Annotated in this window: 20 protein-coding genes; 12 read left to right on the forward strand and 8 right to left on the reverse strand. The window is 43.1% G+C overall.

Features of this window, described 5'->3' with window-relative positions:
* Positions 1-5 precede the first annotated feature (5 nt).
* The 5 genes from MKZ11_RS06450 to MKZ11_RS06470 all read left to right on the forward strand — a co-directional run bounded on the left by MKZ11_RS06450 (position 6) and on the right by MKZ11_RS06470 (position 3,151).
* Positions 6-167 (forward strand): HD domain-containing phosphohydrolase, encoded by a 162-nt coding sequence (locus tag MKZ11_RS06450; RefSeq protein WP_340793170.1) that lies wholly within the window; start codon positions 6-8, stop codon positions 165-167.
* A gap of 108 nt (positions 168-275) precedes the next feature.
* Positions 276-740, forward strand: coding sequence for an NUDIX hydrolase (locus MKZ11_RS06455; RefSeq protein WP_340793171.1), 465 nt, complete (start codon positions 276-278; stop codon positions 738-740).
* Positions 741-773: 33 nt separating this feature from the next.
* Positions 774-2,156 carry a class II fumarate hydratase gene (gene fumC, locus MKZ11_RS06460; RefSeq protein WP_340793172.1) on the forward strand — a complete coding sequence of 461 codons (1,383 nt, stop codon included), beginning with the start codon at positions 774-776 and terminating at the stop codon, positions 2,154-2,156.
* A 12-nt stretch (positions 2,157-2,168) separates the two neighbouring features.
* The gene (locus MKZ11_RS06465; RefSeq protein ID WP_340793173.1) at positions 2,169-2,567 is read left to right on the forward strand and encodes an HIT family protein; all 399 of its coding nucleotides are present in this window, start codon (positions 2,169-2,171) and stop codon (positions 2,565-2,567) included.
* 83 nt (positions 2,568-2,650) lie between these two features.
* Entirely contained in the window at positions 2,651-3,151 is a 501-nt protein-coding gene (locus MKZ11_RS06470; protein ID WP_340793174.1) for a PCYCGC motif-containing (lipo)protein, read from the forward strand.
* Between the two features lie 53 nt (positions 3,152-3,204).
* On the opposite strand, the gene MKZ11_RS06475 is transcribed toward MKZ11_RS06470, so the two are convergent.
* Both MKZ11_RS06475 and MKZ11_RS06480 read right to left on the reverse strand, forming a co-directional pair.
* On the reverse strand, positions 3,205-4,077 hold the full coding sequence (locus MKZ11_RS06475) for an RsiV family protein (RefSeq protein WP_340793175.1): 873 nt from the start codon (positions 4,075-4,077) through the stop codon (positions 3,205-3,207).
* Positions 4,074-4,571, reverse strand: a complete 498-nt coding sequence (locus MKZ11_RS06480) for an RNA polymerase sigma factor (RefSeq protein WP_340793176.1) — start codon at positions 4,569-4,571, stop codon at positions 4,074-4,076. The genes MKZ11_RS06475 and MKZ11_RS06480 overlap by 4 nt, the downstream gene beginning before the upstream one ends.
* Before the next feature lie 194 nt (positions 4,572-4,765).
* Between MKZ11_RS06480 and MKZ11_RS06485 the strand changes: the two genes are divergently transcribed.
* Positions 4,766-5,434, forward strand: a complete 669-nt coding sequence (locus tag MKZ11_RS06485; protein WP_340793177.1) for a Dph6-related ATP pyrophosphatase — start codon at positions 4,766-4,768, stop codon at positions 5,432-5,434.
* Between the two features lie 85 nt (positions 5,435-5,519).
* On the opposite strand, the gene MKZ11_RS06490 is transcribed toward MKZ11_RS06485, so the two are convergent.
* The 3 genes from MKZ11_RS06490 to nfsA form a co-directional block, all read right to left on the reverse strand.
* A complete protein-coding gene (locus MKZ11_RS06490; RefSeq protein ID WP_340793178.1) occupies positions 5,520-5,852 on the reverse strand; it encodes a nucleoside triphosphate pyrophosphohydrolase in 333 nt (110 codons plus the stop codon).
* 126 nt (positions 5,853-5,978) lie between these two features.
* Complete coding sequence (locus MKZ11_RS06495) at positions 5,979-7,145, reverse strand: class I SAM-dependent methyltransferase (RefSeq protein WP_340793179.1); 1,167 nt, start codon at positions 7,143-7,145, stop codon at positions 5,979-5,981.
* Positions 7,146-7,156: 11 nt separating this feature from the next.
* The gene (gene nfsA / locus MKZ11_RS06500; RefSeq protein WP_340793180.1) at positions 7,157-7,888 is read right to left on the reverse strand and encodes an oxygen-insensitive NADPH nitroreductase; all 732 of its coding nucleotides are present in this window, start codon (positions 7,886-7,888) and stop codon (positions 7,157-7,159) included.
* 90 nt (positions 7,889-7,978) lie between these two features.
* Between nfsA and MKZ11_RS06505 the strand changes: the two genes are divergently transcribed.
* Both MKZ11_RS06505 and MKZ11_RS06510 read left to right on the forward strand, forming a co-directional pair.
* Positions 7,979-9,538 (forward strand): FMN-binding glutamate synthase family protein, encoded by a 1,560-nt coding sequence (locus tag MKZ11_RS06505; RefSeq protein WP_340793181.1) that lies wholly within the window; start codon positions 7,979-7,981, stop codon positions 9,536-9,538.
* A gap of 169 nt (positions 9,539-9,707) precedes the next feature.
* Positions 9,708-11,342 carry an AMP-binding protein gene (locus tag MKZ11_RS06510; protein WP_340793182.1) on the forward strand — a complete coding sequence of 545 codons (1,635 nt, stop codon included), beginning with the start codon at positions 9,708-9,710 and terminating at the stop codon, positions 11,340-11,342.
* A gap of 41 nt (positions 11,343-11,383) precedes the next feature.
* On the opposite strand, the gene MKZ11_RS06515 is transcribed toward MKZ11_RS06510, so the two are convergent.
* Positions 11,384-11,749: a hypothetical protein gene (locus MKZ11_RS06515; RefSeq protein WP_340793183.1), complete on the reverse strand. Its 366-nt coding sequence runs from the start codon at positions 11,747-11,749 to the stop codon at positions 11,384-11,386.
* Positions 11,750-12,047: 298 nt separating this feature from the next.
* Here MKZ11_RS06515 and putP point away from each other — a divergent pair, with 298 nt between their 5' ends.
* The 3 genes from putP to hflX all read left to right on the forward strand — a co-directional run bounded on the left by putP (position 12,048) and on the right by hflX (position 15,707).
* Entirely contained in the window at positions 12,048-13,532 is a 1,485-nt protein-coding gene (gene putP / locus MKZ11_RS06520) for a sodium/proline symporter PutP (RefSeq protein ID WP_340793184.1), read from the forward strand.
* A 70-nt stretch (positions 13,533-13,602) separates the two neighbouring features.
* Positions 13,603-14,298: a VOC family protein gene (locus MKZ11_RS06525; RefSeq protein ID WP_340793185.1), complete on the forward strand. Its 696-nt coding sequence runs from the start codon at positions 13,603-13,605 to the stop codon at positions 14,296-14,298.
* Positions 14,299-14,435: 137 nt separating this feature from the next.
* The gene (gene hflX, locus MKZ11_RS06530) at positions 14,436-15,707 is read left to right on the forward strand and encodes a GTPase HflX (RefSeq protein WP_340793186.1); all 1,272 of its coding nucleotides are present in this window, start codon (positions 14,436-14,438) and stop codon (positions 15,705-15,707) included.
* Positions 15,708-15,813: 106 nt separating this feature from the next.
* Here the strand turns inward: hflX and MKZ11_RS06535 are convergent, their stop codons facing one another.
* On the reverse strand, positions 15,814-17,532 hold the full coding sequence (locus MKZ11_RS06535; RefSeq protein ID WP_340793187.1) for an ABC transporter ATP-binding protein: 1,719 nt from the start codon (positions 17,530-17,532) through the stop codon (positions 15,814-15,816).
* Between the two features lie 222 nt (positions 17,533-17,754).
* On the opposite strand from MKZ11_RS06535, the gene MKZ11_RS06540 reads away from it, so the two are divergent.
* A complete protein-coding gene (locus tag MKZ11_RS06540; RefSeq protein ID WP_340793188.1) occupies positions 17,755-18,633 on the forward strand; it encodes a DUF6612 family protein in 879 nt (292 codons plus the stop codon).
* Positions 18,634-18,669: 36 nt separating this feature from the next.
* On the opposite strand, the gene MKZ11_RS06545 is transcribed toward MKZ11_RS06540, so the two are convergent.
* Entirely contained in the window at positions 18,670-18,873 is a 204-nt protein-coding gene (locus MKZ11_RS06545; RefSeq protein ID WP_340793189.1) for a hypothetical protein, read from the reverse strand.
* Positions 18,874-18,917: the final 44 nt, after the last annotated feature.

Here is an 18,917-nt window from a genome sequence, read left to right on the forward strand (position 1 = left end):
GCCCCATGAAGTCCCAAGCAATCGAAGGTGCAAAAATCATGCGTGCGCATTCTGTAGTCTGGTTGAAAGATGTTGCCTTTATTGTTGAACAATATCATGAGAGGTACGATGGGAAAGGGTATCCGAACGGTCTCAAAGCCGGAAAAGGTACCCAGTTCAATCCCTAAATTGAAGGGCAACCAATTCGATTGGAAATAAAGGATAGGGGAAGGCCCGGGCAACCGGGTCTTTTCTATATACTAAAAATATAGAAGGAATACATAGGGGGAAATCCAATGGACTATATTCAATCGATGCGGATAATGATTGGACAGAAACCGCTCTTAACAGTTGGCTGCGGCGTCATACTAACTAATGGGGGCAAAGTATTGCTACAACATCGTACAGATGAAGACAATTGGTGTATTCCGGGTGGCGTGATGGAGCTCGGGGAAACGTTTGAAGAAACAGCAAGACGGGAGACATATGAAGAGACTGGATTAACGGTAGGAGAGCTTCAGTTGTTCGGACTATACTCCGGAGAGTCATGTTATGTGGCTTATCCGAACGGTGATCAGGTGTACAGTGTGCAAGTTATTTTTCATTCAGAGACCTATTGGGGTGAACTGCAACAGAGGGGGACAGAAAGCAAAGCACATCGTTTCTTCGGCAGAGATGAATTACCAGGAAACTTGAATCCTCGGCAAAAAGCATTCATCCAAGACTGGGCGGATGAAAAAAAGGTGCCAATCATGCGATAATGGGAATACTTACAATTGAAAGAGGGATGAATGATGGATTATCGTATTGAACATGACACATTTGGGGAAATTAAAGTACCTGCGGACAAGCTATGGGGGGCGCAAACACAGCGTAGTAAACAAAACTTTAAAATCGGCGGAGAAAGAATGCCGATTGGTGTCGTCCGTGCATTTGCCCATTTGAAAAAATCAGCAGCAATCGCAAGCCATGCACATGGTGCTATCTCTGAAGCAAAAATGAAGGCGATTTCTTTCGCGGCGGATGAAGTGATTTCCGGGAAATTGGATGATCATTTCCCGCTTGTTGTGTGGCAAACAGGTAGTGGCACGCAGTCGAATATGAACATGAATGAAGTGCTTGCACATCGCGGCAATCAACTTCTTGAAGAGTGGGGCGAAGAAGAGCGCCTTCATCCGAACGACGATGTGAACAAGTCACAAAGCTCGAATGACACATTCCCGACAGCGCTGCATGTTGCAGGTGTCATCGCTGTCCAACAGCAACTTGTACCGGCAATTAACGTTTTAAAAGAAACGCTGGGCAAGAAATCAGAAGAATTCATGGATATCATTAAAATCGGCCGTACACATCTGCAAGATGCTACGCCTTTAACGCTTGGTCAAGAAATTAGCGGTTGGCACCGTATGTTAGAGAAAACGGAAAAAATGATTACAGACAGCGTTGAGTCAATGAAAGAACTCGCAATTGGCGGGACAGCCGTTGGAACAGGTCTGAACGCACCTGTTGGATTCGGTGATCGAGTTGCAGCTGAGATCAGTTCAGCAGTTGGTATTGAATTCACATCTGCGAAAAATAAATTCCATTCATTGACGAGTTATGATGAAGTTGTTTATGTTCACGGCGCCATTAAAGCGCTTGCGGCGGACCTTATGAAAATTGCCAACGATGTACGCTGGTTGGCAAGCGGACCACGTTCAGGCATCGGTGAAATTACCATTCCTGAAAATGAACCAGGAAGTTCCATCATGCCAGGAAAAGTGAACCCGACACAAAGTGAGGCACTTACAATGGTTGTGGCACAAGTCATGGGGAACGATGCAACAATCGGCTTTGCAGCGAGCCAGGGGAACTTCGAACTGAACGTCTTCAAACCGGTTATCATCTTCAACTTCCTTCAATCTGTAACATTATTAAGTGATGCGATGATCAGTTTCAATGATAATTGTGCAGTTGGCATTGAACCAAATCGTGAAGAAATTGATCGCAAAGTTCAAAATTCACTCATGCTTGTGACAGCACTTAACCCTTATATCGGTTACGAAAATGCAGCGAAAATCGCGAAAACTGCCCACGCGGAAGGCACAACGCTAAAAGAGGCGGCACTTAAATCAGGCTTGCTGACAGAAGAACAGTTTGACGAGTATGTCGTTCCTTCAAAAATGATTGGGAAATAAGGAGTCGACTGTATGCACGAAAAAGAGTGTCCATATTGCAATTTGTCAGCGGACCCGGAGCAGCAAATTATCTTTGAAAATAAGACATGTGCTTATATTCAAAAGTCTTCCGAACAAACAGTGCTGGAAGGAAGCGGACTTATCGTTCCGAAACGGCATGCAGTGGATGTTTTTTCATTAACCGCGGAGGAATTGATAGATACACAGGAGCTCCTAATAAAAGCGAAAGACTATTTGGAAGAGCGGAACGGACACGATGGATATTCGGTTGGCTGGAATACGGGGAAAACAGGCGGTCAGTCGATTCCGCACGCGCATTTGCATGTTATTCCAAGATTTTCGGATGAACCGTATGCTGGGAAAGGAATCCGTTATTGGATTAAGCAAAATGATAATCGTAGGCATCCTTAATTGTCCACAAATCTGTAACCCATCAAAACAATTGGTTGCGTTATGATGAATGGACAACTACGCGAATCGGGAGTGAGCACTATATGAAAAAGAAATTATTGTTCATTATACTAGCGGCGGTTCTTGTCCTTTCTGCATGCGGCGATAAAGCCCAGCCAAGCGAGAAAGAACACGACATGGCACACGGGGAACAAAAGCATGCGCCAAACGGCGACTTACAGGAAGTTACGGCTTCAGCAGCTACTTTACCGTCCTTCCTGGATGACAAATCGGAAGACATGCGTCTTGTCTATCAATTGGCGGGGACGGCAACGGACGTCATTGATTGGATGCCTTGTTATTGCGGTTGTGGCGAAAGTGCGGGACATGGCAGTAACTTGAATTGCTTTATCGACGAAGTGCGTGAAGACGGTTCTGTCGTCTGGGATGACCATGGCACACGCTGTCAGGTCTGCCTCGACATCGCCGTGCAATCTGTAATGATGAAGCAAGAAGGTAAAACGCTGAAAGAAATCCGTGAATTCATTGATGAAACTTACAAAGAAGGCTACGCGTTACCTACAGATACGCCAATGCCAGCATAATAATAAGAGAAAAGCAGACACATTTATGTATCTGCTTTTCTCATGGAAAGGGATTAATTAATGTATGCATCACTGACCAACAGATCACTCAAGATATTGGTTGGAATTTCAAATGTCACGATACCCATATAACCGGGCGCGACTTCATAATCATCAAATGAAATAACGAGTTTATTGTTAGCTGTGATATAGAAATTCTGATCGGGTTTGATTTTTTCAAAATCCGCTCCAAATTCGTCATTCAAGAAATATGAGATATCTTCATCTGCCGCCATTTGTCGCTTCATTTCACCAGCTATATACGAACTAATGGTAGCGATATATTTGTCATCTTTGAAAAGACTAGGTAGTGTGATTAAAATACTGTTCTGCTTATCAATTGTGTCATATTTCATTGTAGTTGAAGAGGAGGCGACCGTATTCACCTCATAGCGAGCAATCGATAGAAGTTGCTCAGTATCCGTTCTCACTTCATAACCAGTGTCGACACCGAGATGACCGCCGCCGGCCTTATCCAATTCCGCAACATCCTGTTGAAATTGTTCGAAAAGCACTTTGTTTTCTTCGATGTACTTCTTATTTAATGAAGCTTGCAACTCTTCATCCGCCAGTCCTTCAATTGCCGGTGTAGCGACATTCGCTTGGTACGTCTCTTTATCGACAGTCAATTGTTGCGCGGTAAATACATCCACAATCGCTCCAAGAAGTGGAACGTTTGCCATTGCCTGCGCAAAAGATGGGCTCATATTGATGCTGCCGATGAATAATGCGGCGGCTGCGGCGGCACCTATCGTCCATTGTTTTAGAAATGGTCGTTTTTTTTGTGAGGCCTTTGCTTGCTTAATCGAATCTTTTACGACATCCTCCAACTCAGGCGGAATCTCTATCTCGTCATACTTCTTTTTTAATTTATTCATTTTTTTCATAATCTGAACTCCTCCCCAATTTCAATGCGCAACTTTTTCAGTGCTGCATATAATCGTGTCTTTACCGTGTTGACGTTTTCATCCATGATCACGGCGATTTCATCAATCTTTAAATCTTCAAAAAAACGGAGAATGATAAGAGATCTATACTTCGGAGGTAGCTGGTCAATGGCATCTTGCAAATCCATGTCGGTAATGTCATCCTCTAACTGAGGCAAATGCACGCCAAGAATGTCATCGTCCATCACTGTAATGCGTTGATGTTTTCGGATGAAGTCAATGGATGTGTTAACAATAATCCGGTAGAACCAGGTTTTCAAATAGGCAATCTCTTCAAGTCGATCAATTGATTTTAGGGCTTTTAAAATGGCGTCTTGGACAATGTCGAGTGCATTTTCTTTATTTCTAACGTAACTGTACGCAAGGCGATAATGAGCTTCCCGATTTTCCACTATAAATTTTTCTACGAGTTCGAACTTTTCTTTTTTTGTCATGACAAAAGATTCACCTTCTCCAATTTTCAACATGTCGCGAACACGTTATAGTTATTTGACGGGGGATATGACAAAAAAGTTTTGGGATTTCATTCGATGATAAAATTCAATTAGAAGAACTCTCTTCGAAACATTGGTAATTCTATGGTAAAGTGAATAAAACCTAATAATTTACTACACAGGGGGGAAGCAAGATGGAAGGTATACCGTTTGTAGCCTCATGGAGCGGCGGGAAAGATTCAGCTATGGCTTATTATCGTGCGATAAAAGCGGGGGGCATCCCAAAACGTTTATGGACCATGTTTGAAGAGGACGTAGAACGATCAAAATCGCATGCTTTGCCTTTAGAGGTTGTAGAAGCCCAGGCAAGGAGAATTGGTATTCCTTTAATGATACGAGGGTCTGACTGGCAAGGGTATGAGGCGCAATTTTTAGATGCGATGAGCGAATGTATTGCATCAGATATCCACCACGGGGTGTTTGGGGATATTGATCTTGAAGACCATTTAGAGTGGGTCCAAAAAACATGTGCAAAAGTCGGCATGGAAGCAGTTCATCCGCTATGGATGGAGCCGCGCCGCAAGATCTTGGAAGAATTTATAAAAGAGGGATTCGAGGCATACATCATTGTCGTTAACACGAAAATGATGCCGGCACACTTCATAGGACGTAAATTTACTGAAGAACTAATGGACGAACTTGAAGCACTCGGAATTGATGCGTGTGGGGAATCTGGTGAATTCCATACTGTCGTTGTAGATGGACCGATTTTTAGCGAGCGCGTTCCAGTCGTCTTTTCAGGACAGCATGAACGGGATGGGTATGCCTTTATGGCAGTCGAGTTAGATAAACCGAATGAGTGATTTCTTTGTTTTACCATAAACTAATTCAGTAAATAGGAAGAAAAGAGCCTACGCGGCAGGTTTCTATATTTATTGGTTTGTGTTTTTAACTATCGTCCTCTTCAACATTCATCAAATAAATCTGGTCGTCAAAACCGCCGCGCTTCTCCGCCTTTTCAACTCTTACTTTTTCTAAGTCTTCAAATGACGCACCGTAATGGGATAAAGCCGCATGGATGAGTTCCAACAAATCTGCCAGCTCCTCGATGGCATCATCCGTCGTCTCGGCAGCCTCGTATTCCTCCATTTCTTCATACATTTTTTTATTGATTTCGATTATGTACTCGTCTTCATCTAAAAGGCGCGTATTGCAAGTCTGGCCGGATTTTTCGATGATTTCGGGAATCCGGTCGCGCACGAGTTTGTTGTATATCGGCATATAGTTATCTCCTTTATATGAATAAAACTAATTGTTCTAAATGATACCACGTGTTTCAATAAATTGAAAAAAATATCCACACTTGCGTCAAGCAAGCGTGGATGATTTCTGCAGAACTCTATTTATTCAAAAAGGCAATAAGCTTTTTAGTTCCTTCTCTAAGAATGGATCGGCTTTCAACAGGTGCCTGAATTCAGTGTAACGTGTTATTTCTTCAGTTGAAGCCTCTCGACCGGTTTTATAAGCGCGTATCAAGATGTTTTTTGGTGTATGTTCCATATCGATGAACTCAAGAAGCTGTGCTTCATAGCCGACGAGTGACAATAATTCAGCACGGATCGAGTCAGTAGCCAGTGCGGCAAACCGTTCTTTGATAAGTCCGTGCTGAAGCATAACGTCGAGTGCCGGGGAATTGACCTGCGAGAACAATTCATGCTGGCAGCAAGGGACGCTTAAGATGACTTTCGCTCCCCATTTTACGGCACGGGCAAGCGCCATATCTGTTGCCACATCACATGCGTGCAATGTAACGACCATATCGACTGAGGTTTCATCATTATAGTCATTGATATCCCCCACCAGGAATTCAAGGTTATCGTAACCAAGATCCTTTGCAATCAAGTTACATTCTTCAATCACTTCTTTTTTCAAATCCAGTCCGGTTACCTTAATATCCAGTCCTTTTTCAATCCGCAAGTAGTGATAAAGCGCGAACGTCAAATATGATTTACCGGAACCGAAATCGAGAATGCGGACAGTACGGTCTTTCGGCAAATGGGCGAGGGCGTCATCGATGAATTCAACGAACCGGTTAATTTGCCTGAACTTATCATGCTTCTGCTTTTTTACCTTGCCGTCGGGTGTCTGAACACCAAGTCGAACAAGAAATGGATAAGGTGTATTTTCATCGAGTAAATAGTTTTTTTTTCGGTTATGCGAGAGATCGACCACTTTCTCAGATAGTGCTTTTTCCGATTTCCACATCACTTTGAACTTCTTCGTCAGTTGAACATGAATCTTTTCGGCGGAAAATTCAGCGTGGACTTGTCTAAATTGCTCAAGCAGTTGCTGTAAGTGTGGCCGCAGTACTTCAGGCATCACATTTTCATGGTTTAAAACCCGTTCGTACTGATACTCAAATTGAATATGCAACTGGCCCTTTATTTCCACGGGCTTCACTTTCACCCGTTTTAAGTCATCTGTTTTCGTGCGGGCTTGACTGATTGTCCCCCCAATGAAAGTACCGTCGGTCATCCGGAGTGTCAGTTCATCCACTAATTCTTCAAATTGCATTTTCATCACTCCTAGTTAAACTCAAATCCCTGTTTCTTCAAAAATTCTTTCATATAGGTACGTCTAGGAGCTTCCAAGAAGTCAGCCATGGAATCGGACCAGGCGGCATCTTTTCGATTGGAGCCGCGGCTCAAATAGTAATTGTTCATTATCTCATCATATGCTGGAATAATTTCATCGTATTTATCGGCATCATAACCGTTTTCATGAATGATCGCCTCTACTGGTAAGCGGGGCTTCACTTCATTCGCCTCGTCTGGAACACCGATTGTCATGGCGAACAATGGGGCAACGCCTTTTGGAAGTGATAGTAATTCACTTATTTCTTCCGGAGCATTGCGGACTCCGCCGATATAACAGATACCGAAGCCTTTTGACTCAGCTGCAATAGCGACGTTTTGAGCGAATAAAGCAACGTCGATGGAGCCGACAAGTACATTTTCAGCGGAGGAGAAGTTAATGTCTTTCCCCACTAACTGAGCTGCCTTTTTTAATCTGCAATAGTCCGCACAAAACACCAAGACGGCGCCTGCTGATAAAATCTGTTGCGGGTTTTTGGCAAGTTCGGCTAGCTGCTTCCGCTTGTCAACGTCTGTGACATAGATGACAGAGTATGCTTGTACAAAATGAGAACTGGCGGCATGTTGCCCTGCACGAATAAGTTCGTAGACTTCTTCTTTTGACAATGCAATATCTTTATATTTTCGCACGGATGCATGTGCAGTTAATAATTCGATAACCATGGGATCCCTCCAAAATTTGTTTTGTGAATTAAGATTAACAGACTACGATAGTGGTAAACTACCTATAAAGCTTAAATAAGGGGTGGAGCAATGAATTGGGTGGAAAGTATTTCGATTACAACAACTTTGTTAATCCTGTTTCTAGTCATCATACCAATTACGATTGCCATTTTTCTTTACTTTTATGACAGAAGACAAAAGCAACATGCGATTCTTCGAAATTACCCGATTTTAGGGCGGATGCGCTACATGCTTGAGAAGACCGGGCCTGAGCTTCGGCAATATCTTTTCGATGATGATAATGACGGTGAACCGTTCAATCGTGAGGAATACTTGCGCATGGTAATGCCGGGAAAATATTTGAATAGCATCATCGGTTTCGGTTCAAAACGAGATTTTGAAGAATCGGGTTATTATATACGAAACGCGATGTTCACAATGCAGAATGAGGAAATGCGTGTAGACAATGAAAATTTAGTGGATACGATGCGCTATATCGTAGATGAAGATAATCTCTTTTCGCGAAAAGAACACCGCGAAGAAATTCCAACATTACCATGGCTGTTGCCGGAAGAGGATGCGATTGTCATTGGACCGAACTGTGAGCATCCATTCAATGTTCGCAGTATGCTTGGTCAATCTGGGATGAGCTACGGGGCGCTTGGGGAAAATGCAATCACGGCACTATCAAAGGGCATTGGCATGGCAAAGGGTGCTTGGATGAATACTGGCGAGGGCGGTCTATCACCGCATCATTTGGCGGGCGATGCGGATATTATCGCACAAATTGGTTCCGGTCTGTTCGGATTCAGGACAGAAGATGGTGAGTTCAGCTTGGAACGGGTCCGTGAAAAAGCGGAAATCCCGCAAGTGAAAGCATTTGAAATTAAGTTAGCGCAGGGTGCCAAAATGCGTGGCGGCCACGTAGAAGGTGCGAAAGTAACGGAAGAAATTGCGGCAATCCGGAATGTCGTTCCCTATACGACTATCAACAGTCCGAACCGCTTTCATCAGTTTGATGATTATCCGACGCTTTTCAATTTCATCGATGAAATTCGGCAAACTTCTGGTAAACCAGTTGGTATTAAAGTCGTTATCGGCGGTAAACAGGATGCGGAAGAACTCGCGTCGTTCATGCATGAAACAGGCATGGGTCCGGATTTCATCTCCCTTGATGGCGGTGAAGGAGGTTCGGGCGCAACGTATCAGGACCTTGCAGACAGTTTAGGATTGCCACTTCGCTCTGCAATCATTCTTCTTGACGATGCGCTCAGGAAATTTGAAGTGCGTGATCGGGTGAAAATCATTGCTTCGGGTAAAATTACGACACCAGACCGGGCGGCAATTGTTTTAGCGATGGGCGCGGATTTGGTTCAAATTGCTCGGGGTTTTATGATTTCGGTCGGATGCATTATGGCCCATCGTTGTCATACAAATGATTGTCCAGCAGGTGTTGCGACAACAGATAAGAAATTACAACAGGGGCTTGTTGTGGAAGAGAAAAAATACCGTGTCACAAATTATATTTTGACGATGCGGGAAGGACTTTTCCGAATCGCCGCTGCAGCAGGTCTTGACTCGCCCACAAAGCTTGAACGACAGCATGTCGTGTACAAAGATGTAAGGGGCCGAGTCTTCCCTGTTGAATGAAATGAAGTGTGCTGTTCTGCTTTGAAAAGCGGATCAGCACACTTTTTTACGTAAAATAAAGCAAAGGATTAAGAGAATATGATTTAATTATCAATAATATATTTTCCAACCTTTAGAATTTTGTGATAATATATAAATATATGATTGATGCAGAGAAGGGGAATGAATTATGACGTTATTACGCAAGACAGTGGGGGAAATTGTAAAAGAACAGGCGCGTCTTCAACCTACGCATGAAGCGTATATCTATCCGGAACATGGGATTCGGAAAACATATCAGGAATTTGATGAAGAAACGGACACTCTTGCAAAAGCATTTATTGGCATGGGAATCGAAAAAGGAGAGCATGTTGCAATATGGTCGGACAATAAGCCGGAATGGCTACTTAGCCAATACGCGACGGGGAAAATGGGGGCAGTCCTCGTTACAGTGAATACAAATTACCAAGCTACAGAACTGGAGTATTTACTGAAACAATCGGAGGCAACGACACTCATCCTGGATGAAAGTTTTAAAGGAACGAGTTATATAGATATTATCCGTACGGTTTGTCCTGAACTAATTACAAGTGAGAAAGGTTTCATATCGAGTGAAAAACTACCCCATTTTAAACGGATCATCCTGATGACGGAGCGGGAAGTAGAAGGAATGTATAAGTGGTCGGAGTTCATAACGCATGCGGATAAGGTTACGGATGAGCAGTTTAAACAGCAATTCCGATCACTCGATCCTGACGATGTCATTAATATTCAATATACATCAGGCACTACTGGTTTTCCGAAAGGAGTTATGCTGACGCATAATAACGTTGTCAACAATGGCAAACAAATCGGTGATTATATGAAGTTGACAGGGCAGGACCGTGTCTGCATTCCTGTTCCGTTTTTTCATTGTTTCGGCTGTGTATTGGGAACGCTTGCAGCAGTGACGCATGGTTCGGCGATGATTTTGCTTGAACAGTTCGATCCGCTACAAGTACTTAAAGCAGTTCAGGAGGAGAAATGTACAGCACTCCATGGCGTACCGACAATGTTTATAGCAGAGTTAAATCATCCTGATTTCACTAAATACGATACGTCTTCGCTTCGTACTGGCATTATGGCAGGCTCAGTCTGTCCGATTGAGGTGATGAAGCGTGTCATCGAGGACATGGGGGCAAGTGAGATTACAATCTGCTACGGACAAACAGAATCATCACCTGTTATTACACAGACGAAAACAGATGATCCAATTGGAAAACGTGTATCGACTGTGGGCAAACCGCACCCGAATGTAGAAGTGAAAATTATCGATCCTGTAACGGGTGAAGAAATGCCCGTCGACGTACCCGGGGAACTTTGCACACGTGGATACCATGTTATGAAGGGCTATTACAATAATCCGGAAGCGACACGTGAAGTGATAGATGTAGAAGGCTGGCTCCATACAGGCGACATAGCCGTAATGGACGAAAACGGTTATATCGATATTACTGGGCGCATTAAAGACATGGTCATCCGTGGCGGAGAAAATATTTATCCGAAAGAAGTCGAGGAGTTCCTGTACACGCACCCTGATATTTCAGACGTGCAAGTCGTAGGGGTGCCGGATGTGAAATACGGCGAGGAGCTGATGGCTTGGATTATACCGAAAGAAGGCGTGCAGCTAAACGAAGAATCAGTACGCGAATTTTGTAAAGGAAATATTTCACACCATAAGGTTCCAAAATATATTGAATTCACGAATGAATATCCAATGACTGCCTCGGGAAAAGTTCAAAAGTTTAAATTGCGTGAAATGTCCACAGAGAAATCATATCAATGAAAATAAGCGTATCCCTCTGAAATGGGGGAATACGCTTGTTTTTATTCATATAAAGTTTCTGCAAGCGAACCATCTTCATGATAAATAGTCAGGATGCCGTTTTGCTTATTGACGTATGGTTTTGCTTTATCCAAAAGACCGTTTTTCGTATCTTCTGTAAAAATAGCTTTCTTACCAGCAGCTTTCATAAGAACCCAGTCGTTTTCACGCGGTTTCACTTCATATCCTGGACGGTCATTGTCGTCTCCATTTACGTATTCTCTTGCTCTTGTTGTGGCAATTGAGATTGCACGGCTTTCATCATAATCTTCACGCAGAAGAGCATTGGCAATTTCGATAGCTTTCTTCCTCACTGCGGGCTCAAGGTTTTTGAATGAAGCAGGATAATCATTATTGTTCCATGGCACTGGAAATCACCTCCTCATAAACTCAATTCCCGCATGGTCATGCTTTAAACGTCATCCCCCTGGCGTTTAATTTCTTGAAATATACTAAAGTTCTATTTTATTAGCCACTTTTCTATTGAAATATGTAAAACTTCGTGTCGAAACTCAGTTATTTCCCGGGAAATGCAGGAGGTATGGATTAATTGCCTCGTTCCGTGTCTATTTATCGTGTAATAATAACTAGTACAATTAAAAAAGTGATTTTCATTTATCAGAAAGGTGATATGATAGAAAAGATCTTAAAAAAGGGGGATTCATCATGTCTAATGACACGTATCAGTTAATTGCAATTATTATATACATGGCAGCGATGGTTTTCATTGGATGGTATGCCTTCAAACGCACGTCCAATCTTACTGATTATATGCTGGGCGGACGTGCGCTTGGACCGGCTGTAACCGCTCTCAGTGCTGGCGCTGCAGATATGTCGGGCTGGTTACTTATGGGATTGCCGGGTGCCATCTATCTCAACGGGTTAGTTGAAGCATGGATTGCAGTCGGATTAACAATTGGGGCTTACTTGAACTGGGTGTTTGTCGCACCGCGTCTTCGCGTTTATACACAGGTATCAAGTGACTCCATTACAATCCCGAGTTATTTGGAAAGTCGCCTGAAAGATAAATCACGACTTTTACGCATTGCTTCTGGTGTTATCATTCTTATTTTCTTCACGTTTTATGTGTCTTCAGGAATGGTTGCGGGCGGGAAGTTCTTCCTTAGCTCATTTGGGTTGGAATATCACACAGGTCTATTGATTGTTTCGGCTGTCGTTATTTTTTATACATTATTCGGAGGATTCTTGGCGGTCAGTTATACGGACGTTGTTCAAGGTATCGTCATGTTCTTTGCACTTCTTCTTGTGCCGATTGTCGGTATCTTCATCACAGGAGGATTTACAGAAACGACGGCTAGTATCCGTGCCGTCGATCCACAATTGCTGAATTTCGTCTCGGGAGCGACCTTCCTTGGTATTTTGTCAGCGGTTGCATGGGGACTCGGTTACTTCGGACAGCCGCATATCATTGTCCGCTTCATGGCACTTAGCTCGCACAGAGAAGCGAAAAAGGCACGTCGCATCGGAATTAGCTGGATGTTCTTAAGCTTGTTCGGTGCGGTTGCAACCGCACTTATCGGGATTGCTTATTACCAGCAGAACACAGGTGCAACACTTGTGGATAATGAAACGGTATTTATTGTCCTTGGACAAATTATCTTCCATCCATTCATTGCTGGAATCATGCTTGCTGCTGTTCTTGCTGCTGTTATGAGTACAATTTCTTCTCAATTGATTGTATCCTCTTCCGCGCTTGTCGAAGATTTATACAAAACGTTTATGAAGAAAGACGCAACGGATAAGCACTATGTATTTTTAGGAAGAATGGCTGTTCTCGCTGTTTCAGTCATTGCTATGGTACTTGCTTGGCCAAACAATGAATCAATTCTGAGCATCGTCTCATTTGCATGGGCTGGATTTGGTTCTGCATTCGGTCCGATCATCCTTCTATCCCTTTACTGGCGCAAACTTACAACAAAAGGGGCGCTATGGGGAATGATTGCTGGTGCTATTACAGTTATGATTTGGGGAAATGTCGCTGTATTGAAAGACAATCTGTATGAAATCGTTCCTGGCTTCCTACTTTGTCTCATTGTTGCAGTTGTCGTTAGTAATATCACTTATAAACCAAATGCTGAGATTGACAAAGAATTCTCGGCAGCACTTGATATCCTTAACGAAGATAAGTAATTTGAAAGCCTGCGGTGATTAGACTGCAGGCTTTTCATATAGCTGGAAATAATAAAGGGGGACTAGGATTATGAAACTCGACCATGTCGTTTATTTTACTGGAAAAGAACCTGCGGAAATTGTGGAGGAGCAACAAAAAAATGGACGTCACGTGGTAGTTGGTGGTAGTCATGAAAAGTGGGGAACGCATAATGCGTTGTTTTACACAAAAAATGCGTATATTGAATGGTTATCGGTAGAGCGACAAGAGATTGCAGAGAAAGTGGACCATTCGCTGACAAAGTTATTGCTTCATGATTTAGAGGAAGGAGAAGGCTGGGGGACGATTTGTCTGTCTGTTGCGGATATTAAGCAATTTAATGAAGAAATTGAAAACAAAGGATTCCATACATCAGGCGTACTGGATGCACAACGAAGAACAGCTGATGGCCAATTAAGGAAATGGAGAATGCTATTCGTCGACCAACCGATATCAAATGAATTACCGTATCCATTTTTCATCGAATGGGAAGATGCGGATGAAATACGGTTTGCAAAGTTACGTGAAGATGGAACCCTTTCTGCGACCAATGAACAGCTGGAAATTACAGAGTGTATTTTCAATGTCGGCGATCCATCGAGAGAAGCGGCGAAATGGGCACTTTTACTGTCGCGGAAAATTGGGAATGCTAATGAAATTGCTATGCAGAATGTAGCATTGAAATTTGTGGCACATATTGGTGACAAGGATAGATTGACGGATGTTGTCATTGGACAAACTGATTAATGGTGACAGAGCGGTCTGAGAGTTAACCAGCTGTCGTATAGTTTCACAGTTGGTCGTACAACTCGTCCATGTCCATAAGGTTTCGCCACTTATGGTAGACTAAATATACTTATAGCTTGTCCGGAAGGGGTAGTTCTATGGAGTTATTAATTGAGCGTGCGGTACTTGTCGGGGTCCATGAGCAAAAGGATCAACATTTTGAATATGCAATGGAAGAATTGAGTAACCTGGCAAAGGCTATCGGTGTCGAGGTCATTGGAGAAGTGACGCAAAATATGGAAAAGCGCAATCCCTCAACTTACGTCGGCAAAGGGAAAATTGAAGAAATTATAAATTTCTATGAGGAATTAGACGCCAATCTGGTCATTTTTAATGATGAACTTTCACCTTCTCAAATTCGCAACCTTGAGCGAGAACTGAATTGTAAAGTGATAGATCGAACAATGCTGATTCTTGATATTTTTGTACGACGCGCAAGAACAAGCGAGTCCCGAATGCAAGTTGAACTTGCCCAATTACAATACATGCTTCCAAGGTTGGTTGGCTTGCGTGCATCTCTTGGCAGACAGGGCGGTGGAACAGGGGGCGGTCTACAAAACAAAGGGGCCGGTGAAACGAAACTTGAGCTCGATCGCAGGAAAATCGAAGATCAGATTGCGAAACTTCGCCGGGATCTTGACCATGTGAAAGATCAGCGTGACACACAGCGGAAACAACGAAAGAAAAGTGGTACCCCTGTTGTCTCGATTGTCGGCTATACGAATGCAGGAAAGTCCACCCTTATGAATAAATTGCTGTTGAAAATGGACGTGGACAATGCGAAGCAAGTATATGAGGAAGATATGTTGTTTGCGACACTCGACACATCTATTCGAAAAGTGAAGCTAGAGGATAATAAAGAATTCATTTTAACAGATACAGTCGGTTTTGTTTCGAAGTTACCCCACCATCTTGTAAAGGCATTCCGTTCAACCTTGGAGGAAGCGCGCGATGCAGATCTCCTGTTGCACGTAGTGGATGTGTCGAATTCTGAACACGGCTATATGATGGAAGTGACGAATGAAACTTTGCAAGCTGTCGGCGTAGAGAATGTAACAACTCTCAATATTTACAATAAAGCGGATCTGGCAGATGTCCCGTACCCTACAGTGAGTGATGACAGTGTTTGGATCTCTGCAAGAGAAGGAAAAGGTCTTGATGAGCTGATTGAATTGATTAAGAAAAAGATTTTTGAACAATATGTCACATGTAAGCTGCTTATCCCATTTGACCGCGGTGATATCGTGTCCTATTTGAATGGCAAAGCAAATGTGAAGAATACAGAGTATGAAGAAGAAGGGACGCTTTTGACGGTAGAAATGGACATTTCGGAGCGAGCGAAACTTGAAGAGTATATCGTAAGCCATTAAAAACACAAAAAACAGCACTCCATGACCAGGGAAGTCATGGAGTGCTGTTTTCTCTATCTAAGAGAAAGGGGGTGGGATAATTCTAGTATGCCCGCTTATTGAAGGGTTAAACCTCTTTGAATTGATTATTATGCAGCTGGGCAAAAATCCCGCCTTTCTTCACAAGCTCATCGTACGTTCCGTCTTCCGCAATTCCCTTTTCTGTTACCACAATAACGCGGTCAGCATCACGGATTGTTGCAAGTCGGTGCGCGATGACAAGTGTCGTACGGTTAGCAGCAAGTTCAGAAAGTGATTGTTGAATGATTCGTTCCGTCTCTGTATCGAGAGCAGAAGTCGCTTCATCCAGAATAAGTATCGGCGGGTTTTTCAAGAACATACGGGCGATAGCAAGTCGTTGTTTCTGACCGCCCGATAGTTTCAAACCGCGTTCTCCAATCTGCGTTTCGTAGCCGTAAGGAAGTGAAGCGATGAAGTCTTCAAGATGCGCTTTTTTCGCTGCTGCAATAATTTCATCATCTCCTGCATCTAATTTACCATATCCAATATTTTCCTTAATGGTTCCGGTAAATAAAAATACGTCTTGCTGTACAATACCGATTTGCGAACGCAAGGAGTGTTGCGTCATATTGCGGATATCGATGCTGTCGATGGATATTGCTCCTTCATTAATATCGTAAAAACGTGGAATGAGCGAGCAAATCGTTGTTTTCCCGGCGCCGGATGGGCCGACGAATGCGACCGTTTCACCCGCGCGTATGTTCAAATCAATCCCTTTTAGTATCGCTTTGTTGCCGTCATAGTGGAAATGGACGTCTTCGAAGACGATATCGCCGTTCAAATGTGTAACGGCCACCGCATCAGAGCGGTCTATAATTTCTGGCTCTTGTTCGATCAATTCACGGAACCTCCGGAATCCTGCCATTCCTTTTGGATACAGCTCCAATAACGCACTGATTTTATCGACAGGTTTGATGAGTACATTGACAAAAAGAACGAAGGCGACTAGTTCACCGCTCGACAGTTTGTCGTTGAGGGTGAACCAGGCTCCGACAACGAGCACGATAAGTGTGACAAGCCGGGTCATCATGTACATGCTCGAATGGGTCCAGGCCATCACTTTGTAGGCGACGAGCTTGGCTATTCTGAAATTCCCGTTATCTATACGGAAACGTGCAATTTCGAAGTCTTCGTTTGTAAACGATTTGACGACGCGTGAACCTGACACGGAATCTTCTACGCGTGCATTGACGTCAGCAATTTTACCGTACATGTTTTGCCACGCCGCATTCATTTTGATGTTACAGAATGTGACAAGGATAATGAGAAAAGGAACCATAATAATGGCGATCAAAGCGAGTTCCGGATTGATGCTATACATAATAGCGAAAGCACCGATGACCGTCATAATTGCGATGAAGATATCCTCCGGTCCGTGATGAGCGAGTTCCCCGATGTCGAACAGGTCATTGGTGATTCGGCTCATAATATGCCCGGTCTTCGTGTTGTCGAAAAATCGGAATGATTGCCGCTGTACATGGTTGAACAGCTGCTGGCGCATATCGGTTTCGATATTGATGCCAAGCTTGTGACCAAGGTAGCTGACGATATATTGAAGGAACGTACTCAGTAAATAAATGACCAATAATAAAATACTTATCGTCGTGATCTGTCCCCAATTTCCTTTAGGCAGCAAATCATCAATGAACCATTGGACCGCGACCGGAAATGCAAGGTCGAGTAACGCTACGAAAATAGCACTTGAAAAGTCAATGATGAACAGTCGCCTATGCGGTTTGTAATATGAAAAGAATTTTTTTAGCATATCATTTTAATCCCCTTTAGTCTGATAATTGCTAGTATAGCGGAAAAAGAGACAGAAGACGATGATTAATTTCAGAAACCGAAATAATAGACATATAGGTCAATAGATACAAATTGAAACTTAAGTATTATTATTCAATTACTTTAAAACATGGAACCCTTTCCGTTTTGAGTCGTAAGAGTAAATGTAGATAAAATTAGCAACTGGAAGGAAGCGAATGTAATGAAGAATTGGATGAAGGGTATTGCAACTGGAATACTTGTCCTTGGACTTGGTGCATGCGGTACGACTGCGGAGCCGAAAACAGATCCTGACACGGGCAAGAAGGTAGAAGTCCAGAATAAGAGCAAAATGACAGCGCAGGAAGTTTATGAGAAGGCGATGGCAGTTTCGGAAGAGCAAAAGAGCATGCATGCAAAAATGGATATCGATCAGCTGATTAAAGTGCCAAGCCAAGAGTTTGAAATGAATAGTAAGATAAAAATGGACATGGATATGGTGATGGAACCACTTTCAATGTATCAGAAGATGAATATGGACATGGGTGAGCAAGGGAAGATGGACATGGAAATCTATATGACAGATGCAGGCTTCTTCCTGAATGAATCGGAGTCTGGCGAATGGATTAAGCTGCCGAATGAAATGTACGAGGAAATGAGTGACCAACTGGCCGGGGGAGCGGATCCGACACTCGACATGAACATGTTCAAAGATTTTGCAGATGACTTCAAGTTCGAGCAAACAGATGATGCTTACATCCTTACATTATCCGCAGCAGGCGATAAATTCAGTCAGTTGTTCAAAAAAGTTGCTACTGAAAACATGCCTGCGGGTATGGAAATGAATGAAGAACAGGCGGAAGTGATGGAAAACATGGAAGTGAAGTCACTTGACTATGAAATCTTCATCGACAAAAAGACTTTCTACACAAATGCGTTCAATATGAAGATGGACATGACAATGAAAGTAGAAGGAGAAGAAATGCATATCAATCAGAAAGTAAAGGCGGACATCAGTAAAATTAACGAAATCGACAAAATTAAAGTTCCACAAGAAATACTAGATAACGCTGACGATATCAATGAATCGATGGGACAGTGAAACAATGGGCGCCGGGTATCCAATCCGGCGTCTTTTTTATTGTTGCAACACGAAAAAAAGGAAATCTATCATAATAATTGCTAGACCAATTATAAACTCAGACCGACCGATCATAAAACTGGGACGACCAATCATAACAACTGCCAGACTGATCATAAAACTGGGACGACCAATCATATCAGCCGCCAGACCGATCATAAACCTAAGACAACCAATCATATCAACCACCGGACCGATCATAAATCACCACGACCCATTATAAGAAAAGCAGGTCGTCAAGGGTG

It is taken from the genome of Sporosarcina sp. FSL K6-1508 (genome assembly GCF_038007465.1).
GTDB lineage: Bacteria > Bacillota > Bacilli > Bacillales_A > Planococcaceae > Sporosarcina > Sporosarcina psychrophila_B.

Excerpts from the sequence above, each read along its gene's own strand:
- MKZ11_RS06540 (WP_340793188.1), top strand. The coding sequence starts at position 17,755 with ATGAAGAATTGGATGAAGGGTATTGCAACTGGAATACTTGTCCTTGGA.
- MKZ11_RS06510 (WP_340793182.1), top strand. The coding sequence starts at position 9,708 with ATGACGTTATTACGCAAGACAGTGGGGGAAATTGTAAAAGAACAGGCG.
- MKZ11_RS06450 (WP_340793170.1), top strand. The coding sequence starts at position 6 with ATGAAGTCCCAAGCAATCGAAGGTGCAAAAATCATGCGTGCGCATTCT.
- nfsA (WP_340793180.1), bottom strand. The coding sequence starts at position 7,888 with ATGGTTATCGAATTATTAACTGCACATGCATCCGTGCGAAAATATAAA.
- hflX (WP_340793186.1), top strand. The coding sequence starts at position 14,436 with ATGGAGTTATTAATTGAGCGTGCGGTACTTGTCGGGGTCCATGAGCAA.
- MKZ11_RS06525 (WP_340793185.1), top strand. The coding sequence starts at position 13,603 with ATGAAACTCGACCATGTCGTTTATTTTACTGGAAAAGAACCTGCGGAA.
- MKZ11_RS06545 (WP_340793189.1), bottom strand. The coding sequence starts at position 18,873 with ATGATCGGTCCGGTGGTTGATATGATTGGTTGTCTTAGGTTTATGATC.
- MKZ11_RS06505 (WP_340793181.1), top strand. The coding sequence starts at position 7,979 with ATGAATTGGGTGGAAAGTATTTCGATTACAACAACTTTGTTAATCCTG.
- MKZ11_RS06455 (WP_340793171.1), top strand. The coding sequence starts at position 276 with ATGGACTATATTCAATCGATGCGGATAATGATTGGACAGAAACCGCTC.
- fumC (WP_340793172.1), top strand. The coding sequence starts at position 774 with ATGGATTATCGTATTGAACATGACACATTTGGGGAAATTAAAGTACCT.
- MKZ11_RS06465 (WP_340793173.1), top strand. The coding sequence starts at position 2,169 with ATGCACGAAAAAGAGTGTCCATATTGCAATTTGTCAGCGGACCCGGAG.
- MKZ11_RS06535 (WP_340793187.1), bottom strand. The coding sequence starts at position 17,532 with ATGCTAAAAAAATTCTTTTCATATTACAAACCGCATAGGCGACTGTTC.
- putP (WP_340793184.1), top strand. The coding sequence starts at position 12,048 with ATGTCTAATGACACGTATCAGTTAATTGCAATTATTATATACATGGCA.
- MKZ11_RS06470 (WP_340793174.1), top strand. The coding sequence starts at position 2,651 with ATGAAAAAGAAATTATTGTTCATTATACTAGCGGCGGTTCTTGTCCTT.
- MKZ11_RS06475 (WP_340793175.1), bottom strand. The coding sequence starts at position 4,077 with ATGAAAAAAATGAATAAATTAAAAAAGAAGTATGACGAGATAGAGATT.
- MKZ11_RS06480 (WP_340793176.1), bottom strand. The coding sequence starts at position 4,571 with ATGACAAAAAAAGAAAAGTTCGAACTCGTAGAAAAATTTATAGTGGAA.
- MKZ11_RS06495 (WP_340793179.1), bottom strand. The coding sequence starts at position 7,145 with ATGCAATTTGAAGAATTAGTGGATGAACTGACACTCCGGATGACCGAC.
- MKZ11_RS06490 (WP_340793178.1), bottom strand. The coding sequence starts at position 5,852 with ATGCCGATATACAACAAACTCGTGCGCGACCGGATTCCCGAAATCATC.
- MKZ11_RS06485 (WP_340793177.1), top strand. The coding sequence starts at position 4,766 with ATGGAAGGTATACCGTTTGTAGCCTCATGGAGCGGCGGGAAAGATTCA.